This window comes from Kitasatospora sp. NPDC056651 (assembly GCF_042792155.1).
Classification (GTDB): Bacteria; Actinomycetota; Actinomycetes; order Streptomycetales; family Streptomycetaceae; genus Kitasatospora.
Genome location: NZ_JBHTWX010000062.1, coordinates 14,198 through 31,531, shown reverse-complemented (window position 1 = coordinate 31,531; position 17,334 = coordinate 14,198). Strand labels below are relative to the sequence as shown.

The window sequence follows — 17,334 nt, the reverse complement described above, 5'->3', positions numbered from 1 at the left end:
GGGCGGCGCCGGCGGCGGGCTACCGTGCCGACCGGGTGGAGGGCGGGCCGAGGATCAGGCTGAGGTTGTGGCCGCCGAAGGCGAAGGCGTTGCTCAGCGCGGCGCGCACCGGGGCGGACCGGGCGCTGCCCCGGACGTGGTCCAGGTCGCAGGCCGGGTCGGGGTCGGTGAGGTTGAGCGTGGGCGGCAGCGTCCCGCGGGCCACCGCCAGGGCGGTCACCGCCGCCTCCAACGCGCCTGCGGCGCCCAGGAGATGGCCGGTGGCGCCCTTGGTGGAGCTGACCGCGGGCGGCTCGGCGCCGAAGACGGCGCGCAGCGCGGCGGTCTCGGCCACGTCGCCGAGCTTGGTACCGGTGCCGTGGGCGTTCACGTAGTCGATGTCACCGGGGGCCAGGCCCGCGTTGGCGAGCGCGGAGCGCATCGCGTCGGCGGCGCCGGTGCCGTCGGGGCGGGGCATGGTCGGGTGGTGGGCGTCGGTGGAGGCGCCCCAGCCGAGGACGTCCGCGTATCCGGCGGCCCCGCGGGCCTCGGCGTGCTCGGCCCGTTCCAGCACCAGGACGGCGCTGCCCTCGCCCAGCACGAAGCCGTTGCGGCGGGCGTCGAAGGGCCGGCTGGCCTGCTCGGGGTCCTCCCAACCCTGGGCGAGGGCCCGGGCGTTGGTGAAGGCGGCGGCGATGGTCGGATGCAGGGAGGACTCGGTGCCGCCGCACACCACCACGTCGGCGTCGCCGGCCCGGATCAGCCGCAGGCCCTCGGCGATCGCCTGGGCGCCGGCCGCGCAGGCCGTCACCACGGCGGAGCTGTAGCCGCGGATGCCGTGCTTGATGGCGATCCGGGCGGCGGCCATGTTGGAGAGCATGCCGGGCAGCAGGTACGGGCTGACGCCGGGGCGGCCGCGCTCCAGCCGGCGGTGCGACTGTTGTTCGAAGGTCTCCAGCCCGCCGCCTCCGGTGGCCAGCACCACGGCGGTGCGGTGCGGGTCGGAGTCCTGGCCGACGGTGAGACCGGCGTCGGCGAGCGCGTCGTCGGCGGCGGCCAGCGCGAGCAGCACGAAGCGGTCCACGCAGCGGGTCTCGGTGGGCGCCAGCACCTCCTGGCCGTCCACCGCGGGGGCGAGCCCGGCGGCGGGCAGCCAGCCGTGCGCGGGGTGGCCCTCGGGGACGGCCCGCAGGCCGGAACGGCCGGCGGCCAGCGCCTCGAACACCTCGGCGGGCTTGCGGCCGAGCGGGGAGACCAGGCCGATGCCGGTGACGACGGCGCCGGGGCGGTGCGTGCTCATGCGCCCACCGCCGCGAGGTGGACCTGGCGCAGCAGGACCTTGCGGACCTTGCCGGTCGGGCCGAGCGGGATGTCGTCGGGGGAGACCACCAGCACCTTGCGGACGGTCGCGGCGACGGCCTCGTCCAGTGCGGCGGTGACCGCCCCGGTGCGGTCCGTGGCCCGGTCGGCGCCCGCGGTGAGGAGGAGCAGCACATCGGTGACCACGCGCTCGCCGTCCCGTGCCGCGACCACCGTGCAGTCCAGCACGTCCGGGCAGGCGGCGAGCACCCGCTCCTCCGACATCGCGGTGAACAGCCGCTTGCCGTCGCCGAGTTCGACCGAGTCGACGGCCCGGTCCACGTGGTAGTAGTAGCCCTCTTCGTCCCGGTACATCAGGTCCCCGGTGAGGAAGCGGCCGCGCAGCCGGGTGCGGAAGGTGGTGGCCGAGTCGTTCCAGTAGCCGAGCGCCAGGGTCGGTGAGGCGGTGGCGAGTTCGCCGACCTGGCCGGGGCCGAGCGGTTCGCCGTCCGGTCCGACGACCTCGCAGTCGACGAAGGCGTGCGGGCGGCCGACGCAGCGGCCGTAGCGCTCGGTGCCGGGGCCGTGGGTGATGAAGAAGTGCGAGTGGCCCATCTCGGTGGAGCCGAGGCCGTCCACGAACTGGGAGCCGGGCAGCCGGGCGCGGCCGGAGCGGGTGACGGTCTCGCGGCTGCCGACGGCGATCAGGCGGCGGATGTGCACCTCGTGGGCGCAGTCGCCGGTGTTCCACCAGAGCGCGACGGAGTCGAGGGCCCGGGCGGTGAGGTCGTGGCGGGCGAGGTCGGCCCAGGTGGCGGCGAAGCCGATCACCCCGGTGGGCCGCCACTGCTCGATCGAGGCCAGCACGCCGTCGCCGGACTGCCGGGAGAGGAAGGCGAGTTCGGTGTGCGAGCTGAGCGCGAGGTTGAGCGCGATCAGGGTGGCGGCGTGCGGTGCGGGCAGGGCGCTGAGCATCCGGTCCTGGCCCTGCGGGCGGGGCAGCCGCAGCCGGTGGCGGATCGCCGCGTACAGGCTCGCGTGCGAGTGGACGACGGCCTTGGGCATCCCGGTGGTGCCGGAGGAGTGGGTGATCGCCACCGGGTCGCCGGACCAGTGCCGGTACGGCTCCGGGGCCGCGTCCGGGTCGCCGGCGCCGAGGGTGGCGATCTCGGGCAGCAGCGGCGCGCCCGGGTCGTGGCCGGCCAGCGCGGCCAGGTGGGCCGGGTCGGCGAGGACGCCGGCCGCGTCGAGGCGGGCGATGTAGCGGGCGGCGCGCTCGCCGTCCAGGTGGGGGTTGAGCAGCGCGGGGATCGCGCCGAGCCGGGCCAGGGCGAGGAAGGAGAGCACGTGGTCGGCGGCGTCGCTCGCGTACACCACGACCGGGTCGCGCCGGGAGATGCCCAGACCGTGCAGCGCGGCGGCCCGGGCCCGGACGGCGCGGTCCAGCTCGCGCAGGGTGAACGGCTGCCAGGCGGGGTGGTCGTCCACCTCGGTGTCGAAGCTGAGCAGCGGCACGTCGAGGTCCCGCCCGAGCGCGATCCGGGCGGTCAGGACGTTGCCGGCGCCCACGTCGGGGTCGTCCGCGAGCTGGGTGCGGAGGCTGCGGATGGTCACGGGGTGGGTCCCTCCCTCGGGGCCGGTCGGGCGGCCCGGGCGGCTGATCGGGTGGCAGGGCGGTCTGCCGCGCTGCCAGGCGGGGCGGACGGCCGCTCCGGCGGCGGTGCCGGGAGCGAGGCGGAGTCGGGCGGGAGCGCTGGTGTGCCGGGTGTGGCTGCGTCAGGCGCCGGGGCCTCGTTGGTTCCTACGGCCGGGGGTGTGCGGCGGGTTCAGCTCGGTCGGATTCCCGGGGCCGGGCCGGTGGCCTCGGCGGGCGTGGGGTGGTGGGCGGCCGTGAGCAGGGTGTCCTCGGGCAGGGCTTCCGTCAGCGGGGCGGCCGTCAGCGGGGCATCCGTCAGCGGGGCGTCCTCGGGCGGGGCGGTCGTGAGCAGGACGGCCGTGGCGTGGTCCCCGTCCGCCGTCTGTTCGGCGGCGATGACCAGGACCCGGTCGGCGTCCCCGTCCGCGAGCAGCAGCGCGGCCAGCTCGTGGGCGTCGGCCGGGACCCGGCCGGGGGCGGCGGCCTCGGCCGGGCAGATCGCCACCAGGGGGCCGGTCAGGCCCCAGCGCGCGGCGATGTGCCCGAGGACGGCGTTGGGGTTGGACTGGAAGAACAGCAGTGGGCTGGTCCGCTGTCCGGGTTCGGCGCTGCGCTCGATGGCCCGGGCGGTGGCGGCGTCGCCGCTCGCGCTGGCCAACAGCAGGGCGGTCCGTCCGGGGGCGGGCGGCTCGCCGAGCAGGGCGCGCAGGCAGCGTTCGGCGGTGTCGGCGACCAACGGGTTGAAGCCGGAGGCGGCGAAGCCGGGCAGCGGTGGCACGGGCCCGTCCAGCCCCGGTGCGGGGCGGCGGGCCTCGGCGAGGATCCGCGGGCCGTGGGTGTGGTCGGCAGGAGTGGTCATGGCGGTGGCGGTCATCCCGGGGCCAGCAGGAGTGCGGTGTTGGCGCCGCCGAAGGCGGAGTTGAGGCTTAGCGCGTAGGAGGGGCGGGCGGTGTGCGGGCCGTTCAGGACGAGGTCCAGCGTGAGGTCCGGGTCCGGGCCGAGCCAGCCGGCGTTGACCGGGAGTAGGCCGGTGCCCAACGCGCCGATGGTGACGGCGAGTTCGAGCAGCGCCGAGGCCTCCAGGGCGTGCCCGTGAACGGACTTGCTGGAGCTGACCGGCAGGCGGTCGGCGTGCGGGCCGAAGACCCGCCGCAGGGCGCGGGCCTCGGCGTGGTCGGCGAGGGTGGAGCCGGTGCCGTTGGCGTTGACGTAGCCGACCTCGGTGGGGGCGACGCCGGCCCGGGCGAGGGCGGCCTCGATCGCGCGGGCCGTTCCGTCGCCCTCCGGCTCCGGGCGGCAGACGTGGTGGGCGTCCCCGGCGCGACCCCAGCCGGCCAGCCGGGCGAGCGCGGTGGCGCCGCGCCGTTCGGCGGCCGGGGCGGCCTCGACCAGGACGGCGGCGGCCCCGTCGGCGAGCAGGGTGCCGGTGCGGCCGGCGCTGAACGGGCGCGCCTCGCCGTCCCGGGCGAGCGCCCGACCGGCGTCGAAGACCGCGAAGACGCCCGGTTCGACCAGGTGCCCGGCCGCGACCAGGACGCGCGGGTGCCGTCCGGCGGCCACCAGGGCGGCGGCGTCGGCGACGGCGGTCGACGCCGCCACGCAGGCGCCGGTGTACACCCGGGTGACGCCCGGCGCGTGCCACGCCTCGCGGAGCCCGGCGGCCACCGCGCCGGCGGTGGCGCGGGTGCGCTCGTCGCTGTGCAGCGCCAGCAGCACGGGCAGTCCGGCGCCCTCGGTGGCGGTCAGCCCGGCCTGGCGGCAGGCCTGGCCGATCGCGTCGAGCACCACCCCGGCCAGCGGGAAGGCGGAGGCCAGCGGCACCGTCTCGGGGAACAGCGCGGCCCGGTCGGTGCGCCGGGCGCTCACGTCGAAGCGGGTGACCGGCCCGAACCCGGCCTTGCCGTGCGCGGCGGCCTCGGTCAGCACGGTGAGCCCCGGCCCGGCGGCGCTGAGCACGCCGACACCGGTGACCACCGCCCGCCCGCCCGGCCGGCCCGGCGGGCCGGAGCCCGTGGCGGTGGGATTCACGGCCGGGCGCCCGCTCGGTCGGCGAGGACGGCCTCGCGCAGCAGCTCGATGGCGTCGTCGACGGTGCGCACCGCGCCGAAGCGGTCGTCGTCCAGATCCAGCTGGAGGCCGTACCGCTGCTCGAACTCGGCGACGAGCCAGGTGAGTTCGAGAGACCCGAGGTGCTCTGGCACGGCTTCGACGGAACGCTGTCCGAACGCCGCCAGCATGGTCAGGACCTCGGCCCGGTCCGGCAGGACCTCGGCCCGGTCCGGCAGGGCGGCGGGCGGCGGGGAGCCGGTCACGCGGCGCTGCCGGAGGTGGCGGCGAGGGCGTCGATCCGGCGGGTGACGTCGGCGGTGAACTCGTCCAGCGTCATCAGCGCGGTGGTCTCCATCTCGTCCAGGTCGAACTTGATCCCGAACTCGTCCTCGACCTGCACCGACAGCTCGGCCAGTGCGAGCGATTCGAGGTCGAGGCCGGCCGGGCCGAGGTCGGTGTCCCCGGTGACCTCGGAGACGTCGTACTGCATCTCGGCGAGTGACGCCAGGACGAAGGCGCGGATGCGGTCCTGCATGGTGGTGCTCCTTGTCGGGGTGGTGGTGCGGAACGGAACCGGGGCGAGGCCGGGTGCGGCCGGCCCGCGGCGGCGGACGCGGTCAGCCGGCGGGGGCCGCGGTGGCGGCGCTCGCGCGCAGGGCGACCGGGTCGCGCAGCAGCTTTCCGGTGGAGGTCCGGGGGAGGCGGTCCAGCCGGGCGAACCGGCGCGGACGCTTGTAGGCGGCCAGTCGGCGGGCCAGCACGCCCTGGACGGCGTCGAGGTCGACCCCGGGCTCGGTGGCCAGGTAGGCCTCGATCGCGCCGCCGTCGAAGACCACCACGGCCTCGCGGACCTCGGAGAGCGCGGTGAGCGTCTGCTCGACCTCGGTGAGGTCGACCTTCAGGCCGCCGATCGAGACCTGTGAGTCCAGTCGGCCGAGCACGGTGACCAGGCCGTCGTCGCCCAGCTCGGCGGCGTCCCGGGTGTGCAGCCAGCCGTCCGACCAGCGGGTCGGGTCGTCCAGCCCCGGGTACGGGGAGGACGCCGTGCCGAGCTGCAGCTCGCCCTTCACCAAGCGCAGTCGCATGCCGTGCACGGGCTGCTTGACGGGGTGGAGCGTGCCGGAGAGGTCGGTGGCGATCACCCCGGTCTCGGTCATGCCGTACATGGTGCCGAGCGGGACGCCGTAGCGTTCGGTGAACAGTGCGGGCAGGCCCGGACGGACCAGCTCGCCCGCCACGATCATCCGCCGCAGCCGGGGCAGCGCCGGGGGAGCGACCGCCCCCGCCAGCAGTTCGGCGTGGAAGGGCACCCCGATCAGGGTGGTCGGCCGGTCGCTGGCGGCGACCTCCGTGAGGATGCCCGCGGCCGTCATCCGCTCCGGCACGGTGAGCGCGACCCGGGCGTACAGGCTGTTGAGCAGTCCGCCGACCAGGCCGAGCACGTGCACCACCGAGGAGAGCAGGACGACCCGCTCGCCTTCGCCGGGGAACTCCACCAGTCTTCGGTAGCAGTCGAGTTCGCGCAGCAGATCGGACGCGGTGCGGGCGATGACCTTGGCCGGACCGGTGGATCCGGAGCTCAGCTGGATCAGCGCGTGTCCGGTGCCGGCCGGACGCCCGTCCGCCAACGGAACAGCCACCGGCTCGACTTCGGAGAAGCCGCGCAGGGCCGCCGCGGACCGATGGGCGGAGCCTACCAGCACCTGCGGAGCCAGCCGTGCCACCGCCGCGTCGATCTCATGGTCGGTCAACCGGTGATCGAGCAGGGAGACTTGGGCTCCGAGTCGCCAGCATGCCAGGAGCACCGCGACGAACGCCACCGAGGGCGGCAGCCGCAGGGCCGCCGTCCCGCCGGGGCCGAGCCCGACGGCCGCCAGCCGGACGGACTGCTCCTCGACCAGGGCGCGCAGGGCGTCCCGGTCCAGCGGCGCGCCGAGGTGCAGGCACTCCTCGCCACCGGGACCGGCCAGCAGCAGCCGGTCGACCCAGGAGTCCGGGGCGTCGGAGTGCGGCAGGAAGGCAGGCGGAAGTACGGAGGGGGAAAAGCCGGTCAACGCGGCTCCACACAAGTGAGGGGATTTGACATGAACGCCGTTAAAAAACCCCAACGGCCAATTCCGTGGCCAGACCCTGGCACAGACGTTTCGTCAAATCAAGGTCTATACCAATGGGGTCGTTGCTCTTACGCTGCCGAACCGGGACTGGCCCGAGCGCGGCCGTCCTGGAACGAGGAATGCCCGTGGGAACTCTCACGCTGGCCGGGATCGAGCGCGCCGCGCGCGCCGAACTCCCACCGGAAATATGGGATTTCATCGAAGGCGGCGCCGGTGCCGAGCGCACCCTGGCGGCCAACCGGGAGATCTTCGGACACCATGCGCTGCGACCGCGCACCCTGGTCGACGTCTCCGCCTGCGACCCCGCGCTGACCCTGCCGGTGCTGTTCGACGGCGGCGTGCGCGGCGGCACGGACATCGCCGTCGCCCTCGCCCTCGGCGCCCGCGCCGTGCTGGTCGGCCGCCCCGCGCTCTGGGGCCTCCCCGCCGGCGGCGAAGCCGGCCTGTACCGGGTGCTCGACCTGCTGCGCGAGGAACTGGAGCACACCATGGCCCTGTTGGGCCGGCCCCGGCTCGCCGACCTGGACCGCACCGTCCTCGCGCCCTGGCCCCGCCCGGCCGCCGGCTGAACCGCGCGGTACCCGAACGACGTTTCCCCATCAGGAGGCCCGCACGCATGACCGAGCAGAACGAACGATTCCCCGGCTGGGACTGGGACGACCCGGACGGCCTGGCCGAACGCCTGGACGCCTTCAGCGAGCAGGTCGCCACCTGCGAGAAGCTCGAAGCGCACCCCGGCGGACTGCCGCGCGACCGCGCAGGATTCCGTGAACTCGGCCTCACCGGAATCGAGTTCGCCGCGTTCCGGACCGCCCACCCGGAGGGCCTCGGCACCGACCTCGCCACCCTGCACGCGCCCGGCACCGAACCCGGCAGCGTCCCCGGCACCGCCACCGAACCCGGCACCCTCTACCGGGTCGACGGCGACCGCTGGTTCACCCAGCTCGACATCGCCCGACCGCTGCCCTTCGCCGACGCCAGCGTCGACTGGGTGTACGCCGAGCACCTGATCGAGCACGTCACCATGCCCGTCGCCGTCGGCTGGCTGCGCGAGGCCAGGCGGGTGCTGCGCCCCGGCGGCGTCCTGCGCCTGACCACCCCCGACCTCGCCCGCTACCTGGTCGGCTACGCCACCGGCGACGGCTTCCTCGCCAAGCACCGGCGCCGGCTGACCACCCTCGGCTTCGGCCCGCCGATGCCCGCGCGCCCCGCCTTCCTGGTCAACCAGATCTTCCGGTACTTCGGCCACCAGTGGATCTACGACCTGGACGAACTGCGGCACGTCCTCACCCGGGCCGGCTTCGACCCCGACCGGATCCGCCCGTGCTCCTACCGCCAGGGAGCCCGTCAGGACGTCGCCGACCTCGACACGGCCTTCCGCACCGACGAGACCGTCTACGTCGAGGCAGACTGCTAGGCCCTGACCGGACCGGACCCAGGGCGTGCCCTGGTCCCGCCCAGCCCTCCCGGCCCCTGCCCGAACTCCCGCCCGCGGCGCCGTCGTCGGCCACCCGTGCTCCCGCCCGGCCCCGCGCACCGAATGGACCCGCTGATGCCCCTCCACCCCCAGGCCGAGGCCTATCGCGCCCGGCGCGCGAGCGGTGGCGCCCCGCCGCTCTACACGCTGACCCTCGCCGAGGCCCGGGCCGCCGACCTCGCGGACATCCTTGCGGCGGCCGGCAACCCCGAGCCGGTCGCCGCCGTCGAGGAGCACCGCATCGCCGGCCCCGGTGGCGAACTCGCCCTGCGGCTCTACCGACCCGAGGCCTCCGGTCGCCGGCTGCCCGCCCTGCTCTACCTGTTCGGTGGCGGCTGGACGCTCGGCTCGCCCGACACCAGCGACGCCATCTGCCGCCGGCTCACCAACGCCGTCGGCTGCGTCACCGCCAGCGTCGGCTACCGGCTCGCCCCCGAACACCCCTTCCCCGCGGCGCTGCACGACTGCCGCGCCGCACTGCTGCAACTCGTCGAGCGGGCGGATGAGTTCGGCATCGACCCGGAGCGGCTCGCGGTCGGCGGCGACAGCGCCGGCGGCAACCTCGCCGCCGCGCTCACCCTCCTGCTGCGCGCCGACGGCGGCCCGGCCCTGCGCCACCAGCTGCTGGTCTACCCCAACACCGACCACGGCGCCGACACCCCCTCGCGGCGCGAGAACGACGACCCGGCGCTGTTCAACCGCCGTTCAGTGGACTGGTACTGGGGCCACTACCTGGCGGACCAGGGCGACGGGGCCAGCCCGTACGTCTCCCCGCTGCGCGCCGCCACCCTGGCCGGCCTGCCGCCCGCGACCGTCCTGACCGCCGAGTACGACCCGCTGCGGGACGAGGGCGAGCAGTACGTCGAGGCGCTGCGCGCCGCCGGGGTCCCGGTGGAACTGCGCCGCTACCAGGGCATGCCGCACGGCTTCTTCGCCATGACCGGCACCCTGGACGCCGCCGCCGAGGCCCAGGCCTTCGCCGCGCGGTGCCTGCGGGAGGCGCTGCGGTGACGATCCCCCTGGCCGACCTGCACGCCAGCCTGGCCGATCCGCTGCTGGACGCGATGACCTTCCTCAACGAGGTCACCACCCGCTACCCGGACGCCGTCTCCTTCGCCCCCGGCCGCCCCTACGAGGGCTTCTTCGAGCCCGAGGACGTCCCGGCCCACCTGGCCGCCTACCTCGCCCACCTGGCCGACCGCGGCCTAGGCCCGGACGCGGTGCGCACCGCGCTGTTCCAGTACGGCCCGACCAAGGGAATCATCAACGAACTGGTCGCCCGGACGCTGGCCAACGACGAGGACCTGACCGTCGACCCGGAGGCCCTGGTGGTCACCGTCGGCGCCCAGGAGGGCATGCTGCTGACGCTGCGCGCCCTGTGCGCGGGCCCGGACGACGTCCTGCTGGTCAGCTCGCCCTGCTACGTCGGCGTCACCGGCGCCGCCCGGCTGCTCGACCTGACCGTCCGCCCCGTCCCCGAGGGCCCGGACGGCGGCCCCGACCCGGAGACGGTCCGGGCGGCGGCCCGCGCGGTGCGGGCCGAGGGGCGCCGCCCGCGCGCCCTCTACGTCGTCCCGGACTTCGCCAACCCCTCCGGCACCAGCATGCCGGTCGCGGCCCGCGGGGAGCTGCTGGCGGCGGCGGCCGAGGAGGGCGTGCTGGTCATCGAGGACAACCCGTACGGCTTCTTCTCCCGCGCGCCGGGCCGGCGGCCCACCCTCAAGGCGCTGGACCGCCACCGCCAGGTGGTCTACCTGGGCTCCTTCGCCAAGACCTGCTTCCCGGGGGCGCGTCTCGGCTACGTGGTCGCCGACCAGGTGGTGGCCCGCCCCGACGGGCGGCGCGGCCTGCTCGCGGACGAGCTGGCCAAGCTGAAGAGCATGACGACGGTCAACACGCCCGCGCTCAGCCAGGCCGTCATCGGCGGCATGCTGCTGACCCACGACTGCCGGCTCCGGGCCGCCAACGCCGGTGCCACGGCCCACTACGCGGCCGGCATGGACACCCTGCTGCGGGAGTTGGACCGCCACCTTCCGGCCTCCGTGCGGCGCCGGCTGGGGGTGTCCTGGAACCGGCCGGAGGGCGGCTTCTTCGCGGTGCTGAAGGTGCCGTTCGTCGCCGACGAGGCCGCCATGGAGCGCTGCGCCCGCGACCACGGGGTGCTCTGGACGCCGATGGCGCCGTTCTACCCGGCGGGCGGCGGCGAGCACCGGCTGCGGCTGTCGGTCAGCTCGCTGACGCAGGCGCAGATCATCGACGGGGTGGCCAAGCTGGCGGCCTTCCTGGCGGCCTGAGGCCGCGGGGACGGAGGAGGGGCCCCGCTCGGCGCGCGCGCCGGGCCCCTCCTGCCTCGGCCGGTCGTCCCGGGTCAGCGCACCCGGGTGGAGAACAGCCGGGCCGACCAGTACACCGCCAGGACGGTCATCACCACGACCACCAGCAGTCCCTGCCAGACCACGCCGTCCCCGGCGTGCCCGGAGAACAGCGCGCGCATGCCCTCCACCGCCCAGTAGAAGGGGTTCCACTTGGCCGCCTGCTGGAGCCAGCCCGGCGCCAGGGTGAGCGGTAGCAGCACCCCCGACAGCAGCGAGATCGGCTGCGCGATGGTGTTGACCACCGGCGACATCGCCGCGTCGGTCGGCACCATCAGCGCGATGCCGTAGGAGATCGCCGAGGTCATCAGCGCCAGCAGGCCCAGCAGGAGGTAGGCGAGCAGCAGGTTCAGCGGGCTGACGCGCAGCCCGAACGGCAGCGCGATCAGGGTGATCAGGACGGCCTGCACCAGCAGTGCGACCATCTCCCGCAGCGCCCGCCCGAGCAGCAGGGCCAGCCGGCTCACCGGGGTCACCCGGGAGCGCTCGATGATGCCGGACCTGAGCTCGCCGAGCAGGCTGAAGCCGGTGAACAGCCCGCCGAAGATGCACAGCACCGCCAACAGGCCCGGTACGTACACCTGGTAGGCGTCGGCGTAGCTGTTCGCGCCCTGCGGGGCGAGTATGTTCTTCAGCAGCGGGGCGAACAGCAGGAGGTAGAACACCGGTTGGATGAGGCCGACGGCGATCCAGATCGGTGTGCGGATCATGAGCAGCAGCTGGCGCTGGAAGACCAGCCAGGTGTCGCGGGCGAGCTTCACGGTCTCCCCAGGGGGTTGTGCGGGTCGGGACGTCTGCGGCGGGCGCCGGGGCGCAGGGGCGCCGGTCAGGCCTGCCGCAGCGAGCGGCCGGTGCGGGCCAGGAACACGTCGTCCAGGCTCGGCCGTTGGAGCTGCACGGTGCCGGGCGTGAGCCCGGCCGCGTCCAGGGCGCGCAGCAGTCGCGGGATGGCGGCGGCGCCGTCCTCCAGGTACAGCCGCAGCCCCTCGTCCCCGTTGGGCTCCAGCCGGTGCAGGTAGGGCTGCGGGCGCAGCACCGCGGCCGCCCGCTCGAAGGCGGCCTCCGCGGCGTCCAGGCCGATCAGCACCACGTCGCCGGAGATCTCGCGCTTGAGCGCCTCGGGGGTGCCCTCGGCGACCACCTGGCCGTGGTCGACGATCGCGACCCGGTCGCAGAGCGCGTCGGCCTCGTCGAGGTAGTGGGTGGTGACGACCACGGTCATGCCCTCGGTGCGCAGCCGTCGGATCTCCTCCCAGACGTGCGCCCGGCTGGCCGGGTCCAGACCGACGGTGGGCTCGTCCAGGAAGAGCACTCGGGGCTGGTGGATGACCCCGAGGGCGATGTCCACCCGGCGGCGCTGGCCGCCGGAGTAGGTGGCGCACGGCCGGTCGCCGAACTCGCCCAGGTCGAAGGACTTGAGCGCGTCCTCCGCGGCCTGGATGGCCTGCGCCTTGGCGACGCCGTACATCCGGGCCTGAAGGACCAGCTCCTCGCGGCCGCTGACGTTGTCGGTGGTGCCGCCGCCCTGGGCGACGTACCCGATCCGCCGGCGCACTCCGGCCGGGTCGTCGAACAGGTCCGCCCCGGCGATGGTGGCCTGTCCGCCGTCCGGGCGGATCAGGGTGGCCAGCATGCGCAGGGTGGTGGTCTTCCCGGCGCCGTTGGGGCCGAGGAAGCCGTAGATCTCGCCGGCGGCGACCGACAGGTCGATGCCGCGGACGGCGTCGACGGTGGGGTTCCCGCCGCTGCGGCGGGAGGTCTTCTTGCGGTAGGACTTGCGCAGTCCCGCGGTCTCGATCAACCGGAACTCCCGTGCGGGGATGGGCTGCCACGGCACCTGGAAAGGCGGGGCTCGGCACCTGCGGAGGGCGGTGCCGCTGCGACACCCTAGGGTGAACCCCGCCCCGGAAACAATGGCCTAGACCAATGGACGTGCGATCTCCCGGTCTGCTAAAGGGCCTTGGTGCGGGCCCGTTCAGCCGAGTGCCTCCAGGCGGTCCGCCGCGGCCGCCGCACCCCCTCCGGCCAGCAGTTCCCTTCCCACCTGAACCGCCCGCTCCCGGGGGCCCGTTGGATCGAGTACAGCCCGCAGCGCGTCCGCCAGCCGGTCCGGGGTGACGCGCGCGAACGGCACCCGCAGGCCCGCGCCGCTCGCCGCCAGCTGCTCGGCGACGAACGGCTGGTCGTGCCGGATCGGCGCGGTGACCAGCGGCAGGCCGTGCGCCAGCGCCTCGCCCACGGTGTTCATCCCGCCGTGGCAGAGCACCGCGTCCAGCTCGCCGCGCGCCATCAGCTCCAGCACCGGCGCCCGGTCCACCGCCACCGCCCGGGAGGGGAGTTCGGGCAGCAGGTCGCGCGGAGCCGCGATCACGGGCTGCACGTCCTCGCCGCACAGCTCCAGCGCCCGCACGGCCCGGCCGAGGAAGTCCGCGCCCAGCTCGCCGGCCAGCGTGCCCATGGTGACCAGCACCCGCCGTCGGCCGGGCAGCAGCCGCTCCCAGGGGAAGTCCGGGTCGTGGGGGCGCGTCGACAGCACCGGCCCGATCAGCGCGTGCTCCGGCGGCGGGGCCGTACCGGTCAGTGCCGGGCCGGTGGTCGCCAGTACCAGGGCGGGGGAGAAGCGCGGGTCCAGGAACTCCTCGGCGGGGAGCTTGGCGCGCTCCCACAACCCGCGCAGCAGTCCGGTCATCCAGGCCTCGACCCGCGGCAACGCCCGGTAGGGCCGGCCCAGCTCCATCGCCCCGGGCGCGAAGCCCGCCCATGGCAGACCGTGCCGGTGCGCCACCAGCGCGCCCGCCGGGGTGTGCTGGTCGACCAGCAGCACGTCCGGCCGCCACTCGCGCACGATCGCGTCCAGCGGCTTCGCGGTGAACCGCGCGTACGGGACGATGAAGCCCTCCCAGAGCGAGCGCAGGGCGGCCAGCCCGTGCCCGCCCTGGGCCCGGAACGCCCGGGTGCCGGTGCCGAGCACCTCGGCCCGGGGGCCGAGCAGCGGGCGCAGCACCGACTCGGTGCCGCTCCAGGCGACCTGGTGGCCGCGCGCGGTCAGCTCGGCGGCGATGCCCGCGGCCGGGTTGACGTGGCCGGTCAACGGTGGCATCACCAGCAGGAACCGGGTCATCGGGTGTCCTCCTCGGGGAGCAGTCGCTGCACGTCGGCGACGGTCAGGGCCTCCAGGGCGGTCAGGTCGAGCCCGGCGCGCAGGGCGGCCAGGTCGGCCGAGGGCCCGAAGCGCTCGCGCAGCCGCTCGGTCAGTTCGGCGAGTTCGCCCTCGTCCAGCAGCAGGTCGCCGTCCAGCCGGGCGTCCGGCGTGACATGGCGCGCCCAACCGGGCGGGGCGCCGGCCACCTCGACCATGAGGGCGACCAGCTCCTGGTTCAACGGGGCCGCGGGGTAGCGGGGTTCAGGACTGTTCATGAGAGATCTCCCACCTGCTCGACGGCGTGGGGTGAACGCGGCCGCAGCGGAGCGCAGTTGACGTCTTCCGGGGTGCGGCGGCGACGGCGGAGGGCCCGAGATCACTTGTGCGACCCGGCGGGCGTCGGAATACTAGCCCGGGTGACCGCACTGGAGGCAGTGGCCGTTCACCTCCCCCCACACGCCGTGCCCATCGAGGCGGTGGGCGAGCGCATCGGCCTGACCCCACGTCAACTCCGTCTCTTCCGCCGCTTCCACGGCCTGGACCAGCTCCGTCTGGACCCGGACGGGAAGCTGCCCGACCTGCTCGACGCCGCCCTGGACAGCCTGCCGGAGCTGCGGGGGCGCGAACGCGACGTCCGCGTCGTGATCCACGCCCGCAGCATGCCCGTGGCGGTGCCCCACCCGCTCAACCCGCTGCACGACCTGCTCGACGCCCGTGGGCTGGCGCATGCCAACGCCTTCACGGTGACCCACCACGCCTGCGCGGTGGGCCTGCTGGCCATCGACCTGGCCGGCCGGCTGCTCGCGTCCGAACCCGATCCGGCCGCGCTCGCGCTGGTGCTGACCGGCGAGAAGACCTTCACCAGGGACGCCCAGGTGGTGCCCGAGACCGGCATCTTCGCCGAGGGCGCGGCCGCCTGCCTGGTCAGCGCCGGAGGCGAGCGGCACCGGATGCTCTCCTTCGTGGTGCGCCAGCGCCCGGAGTTCGACGGCCGGCTGGCCGAGGACCCGGACCTGCTGGCCCGCTACCAGCGGGAGTACCCGAACGTGATGGTGGAGGCGATCGAGGCTGCCCTGGAACAGGCCGGTCTGGACCTCTCCGACCTCGCCGCGATCCTGCCGCACAACGTCAACCAGGCGTCCTGGCGGATGATCGCGCGCCGCATCGGCTACCCGGTCGAGAAAGTCGTGCTGGACAACGTGCGGTCGGTGGGGCACAGTTTCGCCTCGGACAGCCTCATCAATCTCCACACCGCCACCACGCGGGGGCTGATCCGCCGCGGCGACCACTACCTGATCGCCGCCGCCGGTGTCGGAGCCACCTTCTCCGCGATGGCGATGCGGTACTGACGGCCCGCCGGTTCCGCCGGACACCGCCGTCCGCGCACCGGCGCCACTTCCCCAGACCACCCCAGAGCCCCGGGCCGGCAGCAGGCCCCGGAGCACACATCCCACGTACGACGGGACGGGACACCCATGTCAGAAGCCGTGGTCCAGACCACTGACCCCGAACTGCGCGAGCGCATCCTGCACGGCATCGGCGAACTCCTGCCGCGCGTCCTCAAGCGCGAACTGCCGGAGATCCCGCAGGACGCCTGTCTCTTCGACGACCTCGGCCTCACGTCGGCCGGCACCATCGAGCTGATCCTGGAGCTGGAGGAGTCGCTCGACATCCAGGTGGACGTCGAGCAGATCACCGAGGACGACCTGCGGTCGGTCACCAGGCTGGCCGACTACGTCGCCGGGCACGTCATCCCCGAGGACTGACCGGGTGGCCCCCGGCCCCGCCGGCCTGCGGCTCACCCGGGTGCTGGCCCGCCGCTTCGACGGCCGCTCGGAGACCTCGCTCGACCCGGACCTGCGGGTCTTCGTCTCCGACCTCGTGCGCCCCTACGGCCTGCCGCTGCGCGAGGACCTGCTGGAGGAGGGCGTCGGCCACTCCTACGAGGAGCTGGCCGCCGGACTGCTGCGCGAGGCGCTCGCCGAGGACGAAGCGGCGGACCTGCTGGTCCTGGCCTTCGACACCCCGGATGTGCGACCGGGCGCGCCGTCCTCGCTGGCGCTCAGCCGGTCCGTGCCGGGGAACCCGCTCGCCTTCGCGATCTGCGACCAGGGCGGCGCGGCGGCCTTCACCGCCCTGCGGCTGGCCGCCGACCACCAGCGCACCGGCGGCTGCCGCCGGGCCGTGGTGGTGCTGGCGGAGCAGACCGCGCTGCACTACGAACCGCCCGAGCCGGTGGCGCTGCCCGAGCGGCACGCCGCGGTGGTGCTGGTCTGCGAGCAGGCGCCCGGCGCCGGGCTGGCCGTACGGCAGACCCGGGGAGTGAGGTCCCCGGAGGAGGCCGTCCGGGCCGAGGCCGGGGAGCTCGGGCCCGAGGCGGTGCTGCTGCTCGGGCCCGGCTTCGGTGCCGGGGAAGCCTCGCCGGCCCAGCCGTTCACCGGCCTCTGGGCGGAGCTGGCCGAGCGCCTGCCGCGGTGGCGGGCGGACGGGCGGCCCGTGCTGGTGGCTGGGTACGACCGGCGGCTCGGCGTGCTCAGCACGCTGACCCTGCCGTGACGGCGGTCGACCTCTGGCTGATCGATACCCGTCAACCCGCAGACGTGGTTCAAGAGTTGAGCCACCTGCTGGATCCGGTCGAGTGCGCCCGGGTGGCGGGGGCCGACCCGGAGCTGCGTGAGCGCTTCACCGTGGTGCGCGGCGCCGTCCGCCGACTGGTGGCCGAGCGGCTCGGCGTCCGCCCGGCCGAGCTGGGCTGGCGCTACGGCCGGCACGGCAAGCCCGAGCCGGCCGGCGCCGGCCCGCTGCGGGTCAGCTGGTCGGCCTCGGGCGCGTGCGCGGTGCTGGCCCTGGCCGAGGGGCGGCCGGTCGGCGTCGACGTCGAGGGGCTCCATGACGCCCGGACCGCGGAGCGGGTGGCCGCCCGCTGGTTCCCGCCCGAGGAGGCGCGGTTCGTCGCGGAGTGCGCCGAACCGGCGGAGCGGGCGGCGCGGTTCACCGTGCTCTGGTGTCGCCGCGAGGCCTGTGTGAAGGCGTACGGCGGGCGGCTCACCCAGTCCTTCGGGGTGCCCGTGGCCGGTCCGTCGCCGGTGGCGGTGGCTGACCCGGGAGGGCTCGGCGCCGGGCCCGCCCGGCTCTGCGACGTCCCCGTTCCGGGGCCGTTCCGGGCTGCCGTCGCAGCCCTCGGGGACTCGCCGGTGCATGTCAACTCGCAGGTGTGGACAGCGAATTGACGTAGCGTCCGATATGGCGATCTTTGGTCTGGACCA

19 protein-coding genes are annotated in these 17,334 nt (G+C 75.1%); 8 read left to right on the top strand and 11 right to left on the bottom strand.

Annotated features, from left to right (window positions below):
• Positions 1-19 precede the first annotated feature (19 nt).
• The 7 genes from ACFRAR_RS23330 to ACFRAR_RS23300 form a co-directional block, all read right to left on the bottom strand.
• Positions 20-1,279 carry a beta-ketoacyl-[acyl-carrier-protein] synthase family protein gene (locus ACFRAR_RS23330; RefSeq protein ID WP_380700075.1) on the bottom strand — a complete coding sequence of 420 codons (1,260 nt, stop codon included), beginning with the start codon at positions 1,277-1,279 and terminating at the stop codon, positions 20-22.
• Positions 1,276-2,892 carry a class I adenylate-forming enzyme family protein gene (locus ACFRAR_RS23325; RefSeq protein WP_380700074.1) on the bottom strand — a complete coding sequence of 539 codons (1,617 nt, stop codon included), beginning with the start codon at positions 2,890-2,892 and terminating at the stop codon, positions 1,276-1,278. Before ACFRAR_RS23325 ends, ACFRAR_RS23330 begins: the two co-directional genes overlap by 4 nt.
• A 212-nt stretch (positions 2,893-3,104) precedes the next feature.
• Positions 3,105-3,773, bottom strand: a complete 669-nt coding sequence (locus ACFRAR_RS23320) for a hypothetical protein (RefSeq protein WP_380700073.1) — start codon at positions 3,771-3,773, stop codon at positions 3,105-3,107.
• A gap of 11 nt (positions 3,774-3,784) precedes the next feature.
• On the bottom strand, positions 3,785-4,942 hold the full coding sequence (locus ACFRAR_RS23315; protein ID WP_380700072.1) for a beta-ketoacyl-[acyl-carrier-protein] synthase family protein: 1,158 nt from the start codon (positions 4,940-4,942) through the stop codon (positions 3,785-3,787).
• Positions 4,939-5,226, bottom strand: coding sequence for an acyl carrier protein (locus tag ACFRAR_RS23310; protein ID WP_380700071.1), 288 nt, complete (start codon positions 5,224-5,226; stop codon positions 4,939-4,941). Before ACFRAR_RS23310 ends, ACFRAR_RS23315 begins: the two co-directional genes overlap by 4 nt.
• Positions 5,223-5,498 (bottom strand): phosphopantetheine-binding protein, encoded by a 276-nt coding sequence (locus tag ACFRAR_RS23305; protein WP_380700070.1) that lies wholly within the window; start codon positions 5,496-5,498, stop codon positions 5,223-5,225. Before ACFRAR_RS23305 ends, ACFRAR_RS23310 begins: the two co-directional genes overlap by 4 nt.
• 82 nt (positions 5,499-5,580) lie before the next feature.
• On the bottom strand, positions 5,581-7,017 hold the full coding sequence (locus ACFRAR_RS23300) for a class I adenylate-forming enzyme family protein (protein WP_380700069.1): 1,437 nt from the start codon (positions 7,015-7,017) through the stop codon (positions 5,581-5,583).
• A 185-nt stretch (positions 7,018-7,202) separates the two neighbouring features.
• Here ACFRAR_RS23300 and ACFRAR_RS23295 point away from each other — a divergent pair, with 185 nt between their 5' ends.
• The 4 genes from ACFRAR_RS23295 (at position 7,203) to ACFRAR_RS23280 (ending at position 10,848) form a co-directional block, all read left to right on the top strand.
• On the top strand, positions 7,203-7,646 hold the full coding sequence (locus tag ACFRAR_RS23295; RefSeq protein WP_380700068.1) for an alpha-hydroxy-acid oxidizing protein: 444 nt from the start codon (positions 7,203-7,205) through the stop codon (positions 7,644-7,646).
• 47 nt (positions 7,647-7,693) lie between these two features.
• Positions 7,694-8,494, top strand: a complete 801-nt coding sequence (locus ACFRAR_RS23290) for a class I SAM-dependent methyltransferase (protein WP_380700067.1) — start codon at positions 7,694-7,696, stop codon at positions 8,492-8,494.
• A gap of 135 nt (positions 8,495-8,629) precedes the next feature.
• Positions 8,630-9,565, top strand: coding sequence for an alpha/beta hydrolase (locus ACFRAR_RS23285; RefSeq protein WP_380700066.1), 936 nt, complete (start codon positions 8,630-8,632; stop codon positions 9,563-9,565).
• Complete coding sequence (locus tag ACFRAR_RS23280) at positions 9,562-10,848, top strand: PLP-dependent aminotransferase family protein (protein ID WP_380700065.1); 1,287 nt, start codon at positions 9,562-9,564, stop codon at positions 10,846-10,848. Before ACFRAR_RS23285 ends, ACFRAR_RS23280 begins: the two co-directional genes overlap by 4 nt.
• Before the next feature lie 74 nt (positions 10,849-10,922).
• Here ACFRAR_RS23280 and ACFRAR_RS23275 read toward each other — a convergent pair whose 3' ends face one another.
• The 4 genes from ACFRAR_RS23275 to ACFRAR_RS23260 form a co-directional block, all read right to left on the bottom strand.
• Positions 10,923-11,687 carry an ABC transporter permease gene (locus tag ACFRAR_RS23275; RefSeq protein ID WP_380700064.1) on the bottom strand — a complete coding sequence of 255 codons (765 nt, stop codon included), beginning with the start codon at positions 11,685-11,687 and terminating at the stop codon, positions 10,923-10,925.
• Between the two features lie 65 nt (positions 11,688-11,752).
• The gene (locus tag ACFRAR_RS23270) at positions 11,753-12,727 is read right to left on the bottom strand and encodes an ATP-binding cassette domain-containing protein (RefSeq protein WP_380700063.1); all 975 of its coding nucleotides are present in this window, start codon (positions 12,725-12,727) and stop codon (positions 11,753-11,755) included.
• Positions 12,728-12,901: 174 nt separating this feature from the next.
• The gene (locus ACFRAR_RS23265; RefSeq protein ID WP_380700062.1) at positions 12,902-14,047 is read right to left on the bottom strand and encodes a glycosyltransferase; all 1,146 of its coding nucleotides are present in this window, start codon (positions 14,045-14,047) and stop codon (positions 12,902-12,904) included.
• Positions 14,044-14,343, bottom strand: coding sequence for a hypothetical protein (locus tag ACFRAR_RS23260; RefSeq protein WP_380700061.1), 300 nt, complete (start codon positions 14,341-14,343; stop codon positions 14,044-14,046). Before ACFRAR_RS23260 ends, ACFRAR_RS23265 begins: the two co-directional genes overlap by 4 nt.
• Positions 14,344-14,484: 141 nt before the next feature.
• On the opposite strand from ACFRAR_RS23260, the gene ACFRAR_RS23255 reads away from it, so the two are divergent.
• The 4 genes from ACFRAR_RS23255 (at position 14,485) to ACFRAR_RS23240 (ending at position 17,298) form a co-directional block, all read left to right on the top strand.
• The gene (locus tag ACFRAR_RS23255) at positions 14,485-15,417 is read left to right on the top strand and encodes a 3-oxoacyl-[acyl-carrier-protein] synthase III C-terminal domain-containing protein (RefSeq protein WP_380700060.1); all 933 of its coding nucleotides are present in this window, start codon (positions 14,485-14,487) and stop codon (positions 15,415-15,417) included.
• A 126-nt stretch (positions 15,418-15,543) separates the two neighbouring features.
• Entirely contained in the window at positions 15,544-15,834 is a 291-nt protein-coding gene (locus ACFRAR_RS23250; RefSeq protein WP_380700059.1) for a phosphopantetheine-binding protein, read from the top strand.
• A 4-nt stretch (positions 15,835-15,838) separates the two neighbouring features.
• A complete protein-coding gene (locus ACFRAR_RS23245) occupies positions 15,839-16,624 on the top strand; it encodes a hypothetical protein (RefSeq protein WP_380700058.1) in 786 nt (261 codons plus the stop codon).
• Between the two features lie 56 nt (positions 16,625-16,680).
• Entirely contained in the window at positions 16,681-17,298 is a 618-nt protein-coding gene (locus ACFRAR_RS23240; RefSeq protein ID WP_380700057.1) for a 4'-phosphopantetheinyl transferase family protein, read from the top strand.
• The last annotated feature ends 36 nt before the right edge of the window (positions 17,299-17,334 follow it).

Excerpts from the sequence above, each read along its gene's own strand:
- ACFRAR_RS23265 (WP_380700062.1), bottom strand. The coding sequence starts at position 14,047 with ATGACCCGGTTCCTGCTGGTGATGCCACCGTTGACCGGCCACGTCAAC.
- ACFRAR_RS23250 (WP_380700059.1), top strand. The coding sequence starts at position 15,544 with ATGTCAGAAGCCGTGGTCCAGACCACTGACCCCGAACTGCGCGAGCGC.
- ACFRAR_RS23260 (WP_380700061.1), bottom strand. The coding sequence starts at position 14,343 with ATGAACAGTCCTGAACCCCGCTACCCCGCGGCCCCGTTGAACCAGGAG.
- ACFRAR_RS23320 (WP_380700073.1), bottom strand. The coding sequence starts at position 3,773 with ATGACCACTCCTGCCGACCACACCCACGGCCCGCGGATCCTCGCCGAG.
- ACFRAR_RS23290 (WP_380700067.1), top strand. The coding sequence starts at position 7,694 with ATGACCGAGCAGAACGAACGATTCCCCGGCTGGGACTGGGACGACCCG.
- ACFRAR_RS23305 (WP_380700070.1), bottom strand. The coding sequence starts at position 5,498 with ATGCAGGACCGCATCCGCGCCTTCGTCCTGGCGTCACTCGCCGAGATG.
- ACFRAR_RS23285 (WP_380700066.1), top strand. The coding sequence starts at position 8,630 with ATGCCCCTCCACCCCCAGGCCGAGGCCTATCGCGCCCGGCGCGCGAGC.
- ACFRAR_RS23330 (WP_380700075.1), bottom strand. The coding sequence starts at position 1,279 with ATGAGCACGCACCGCCCCGGCGCCGTCGTCACCGGCATCGGCCTGGTC.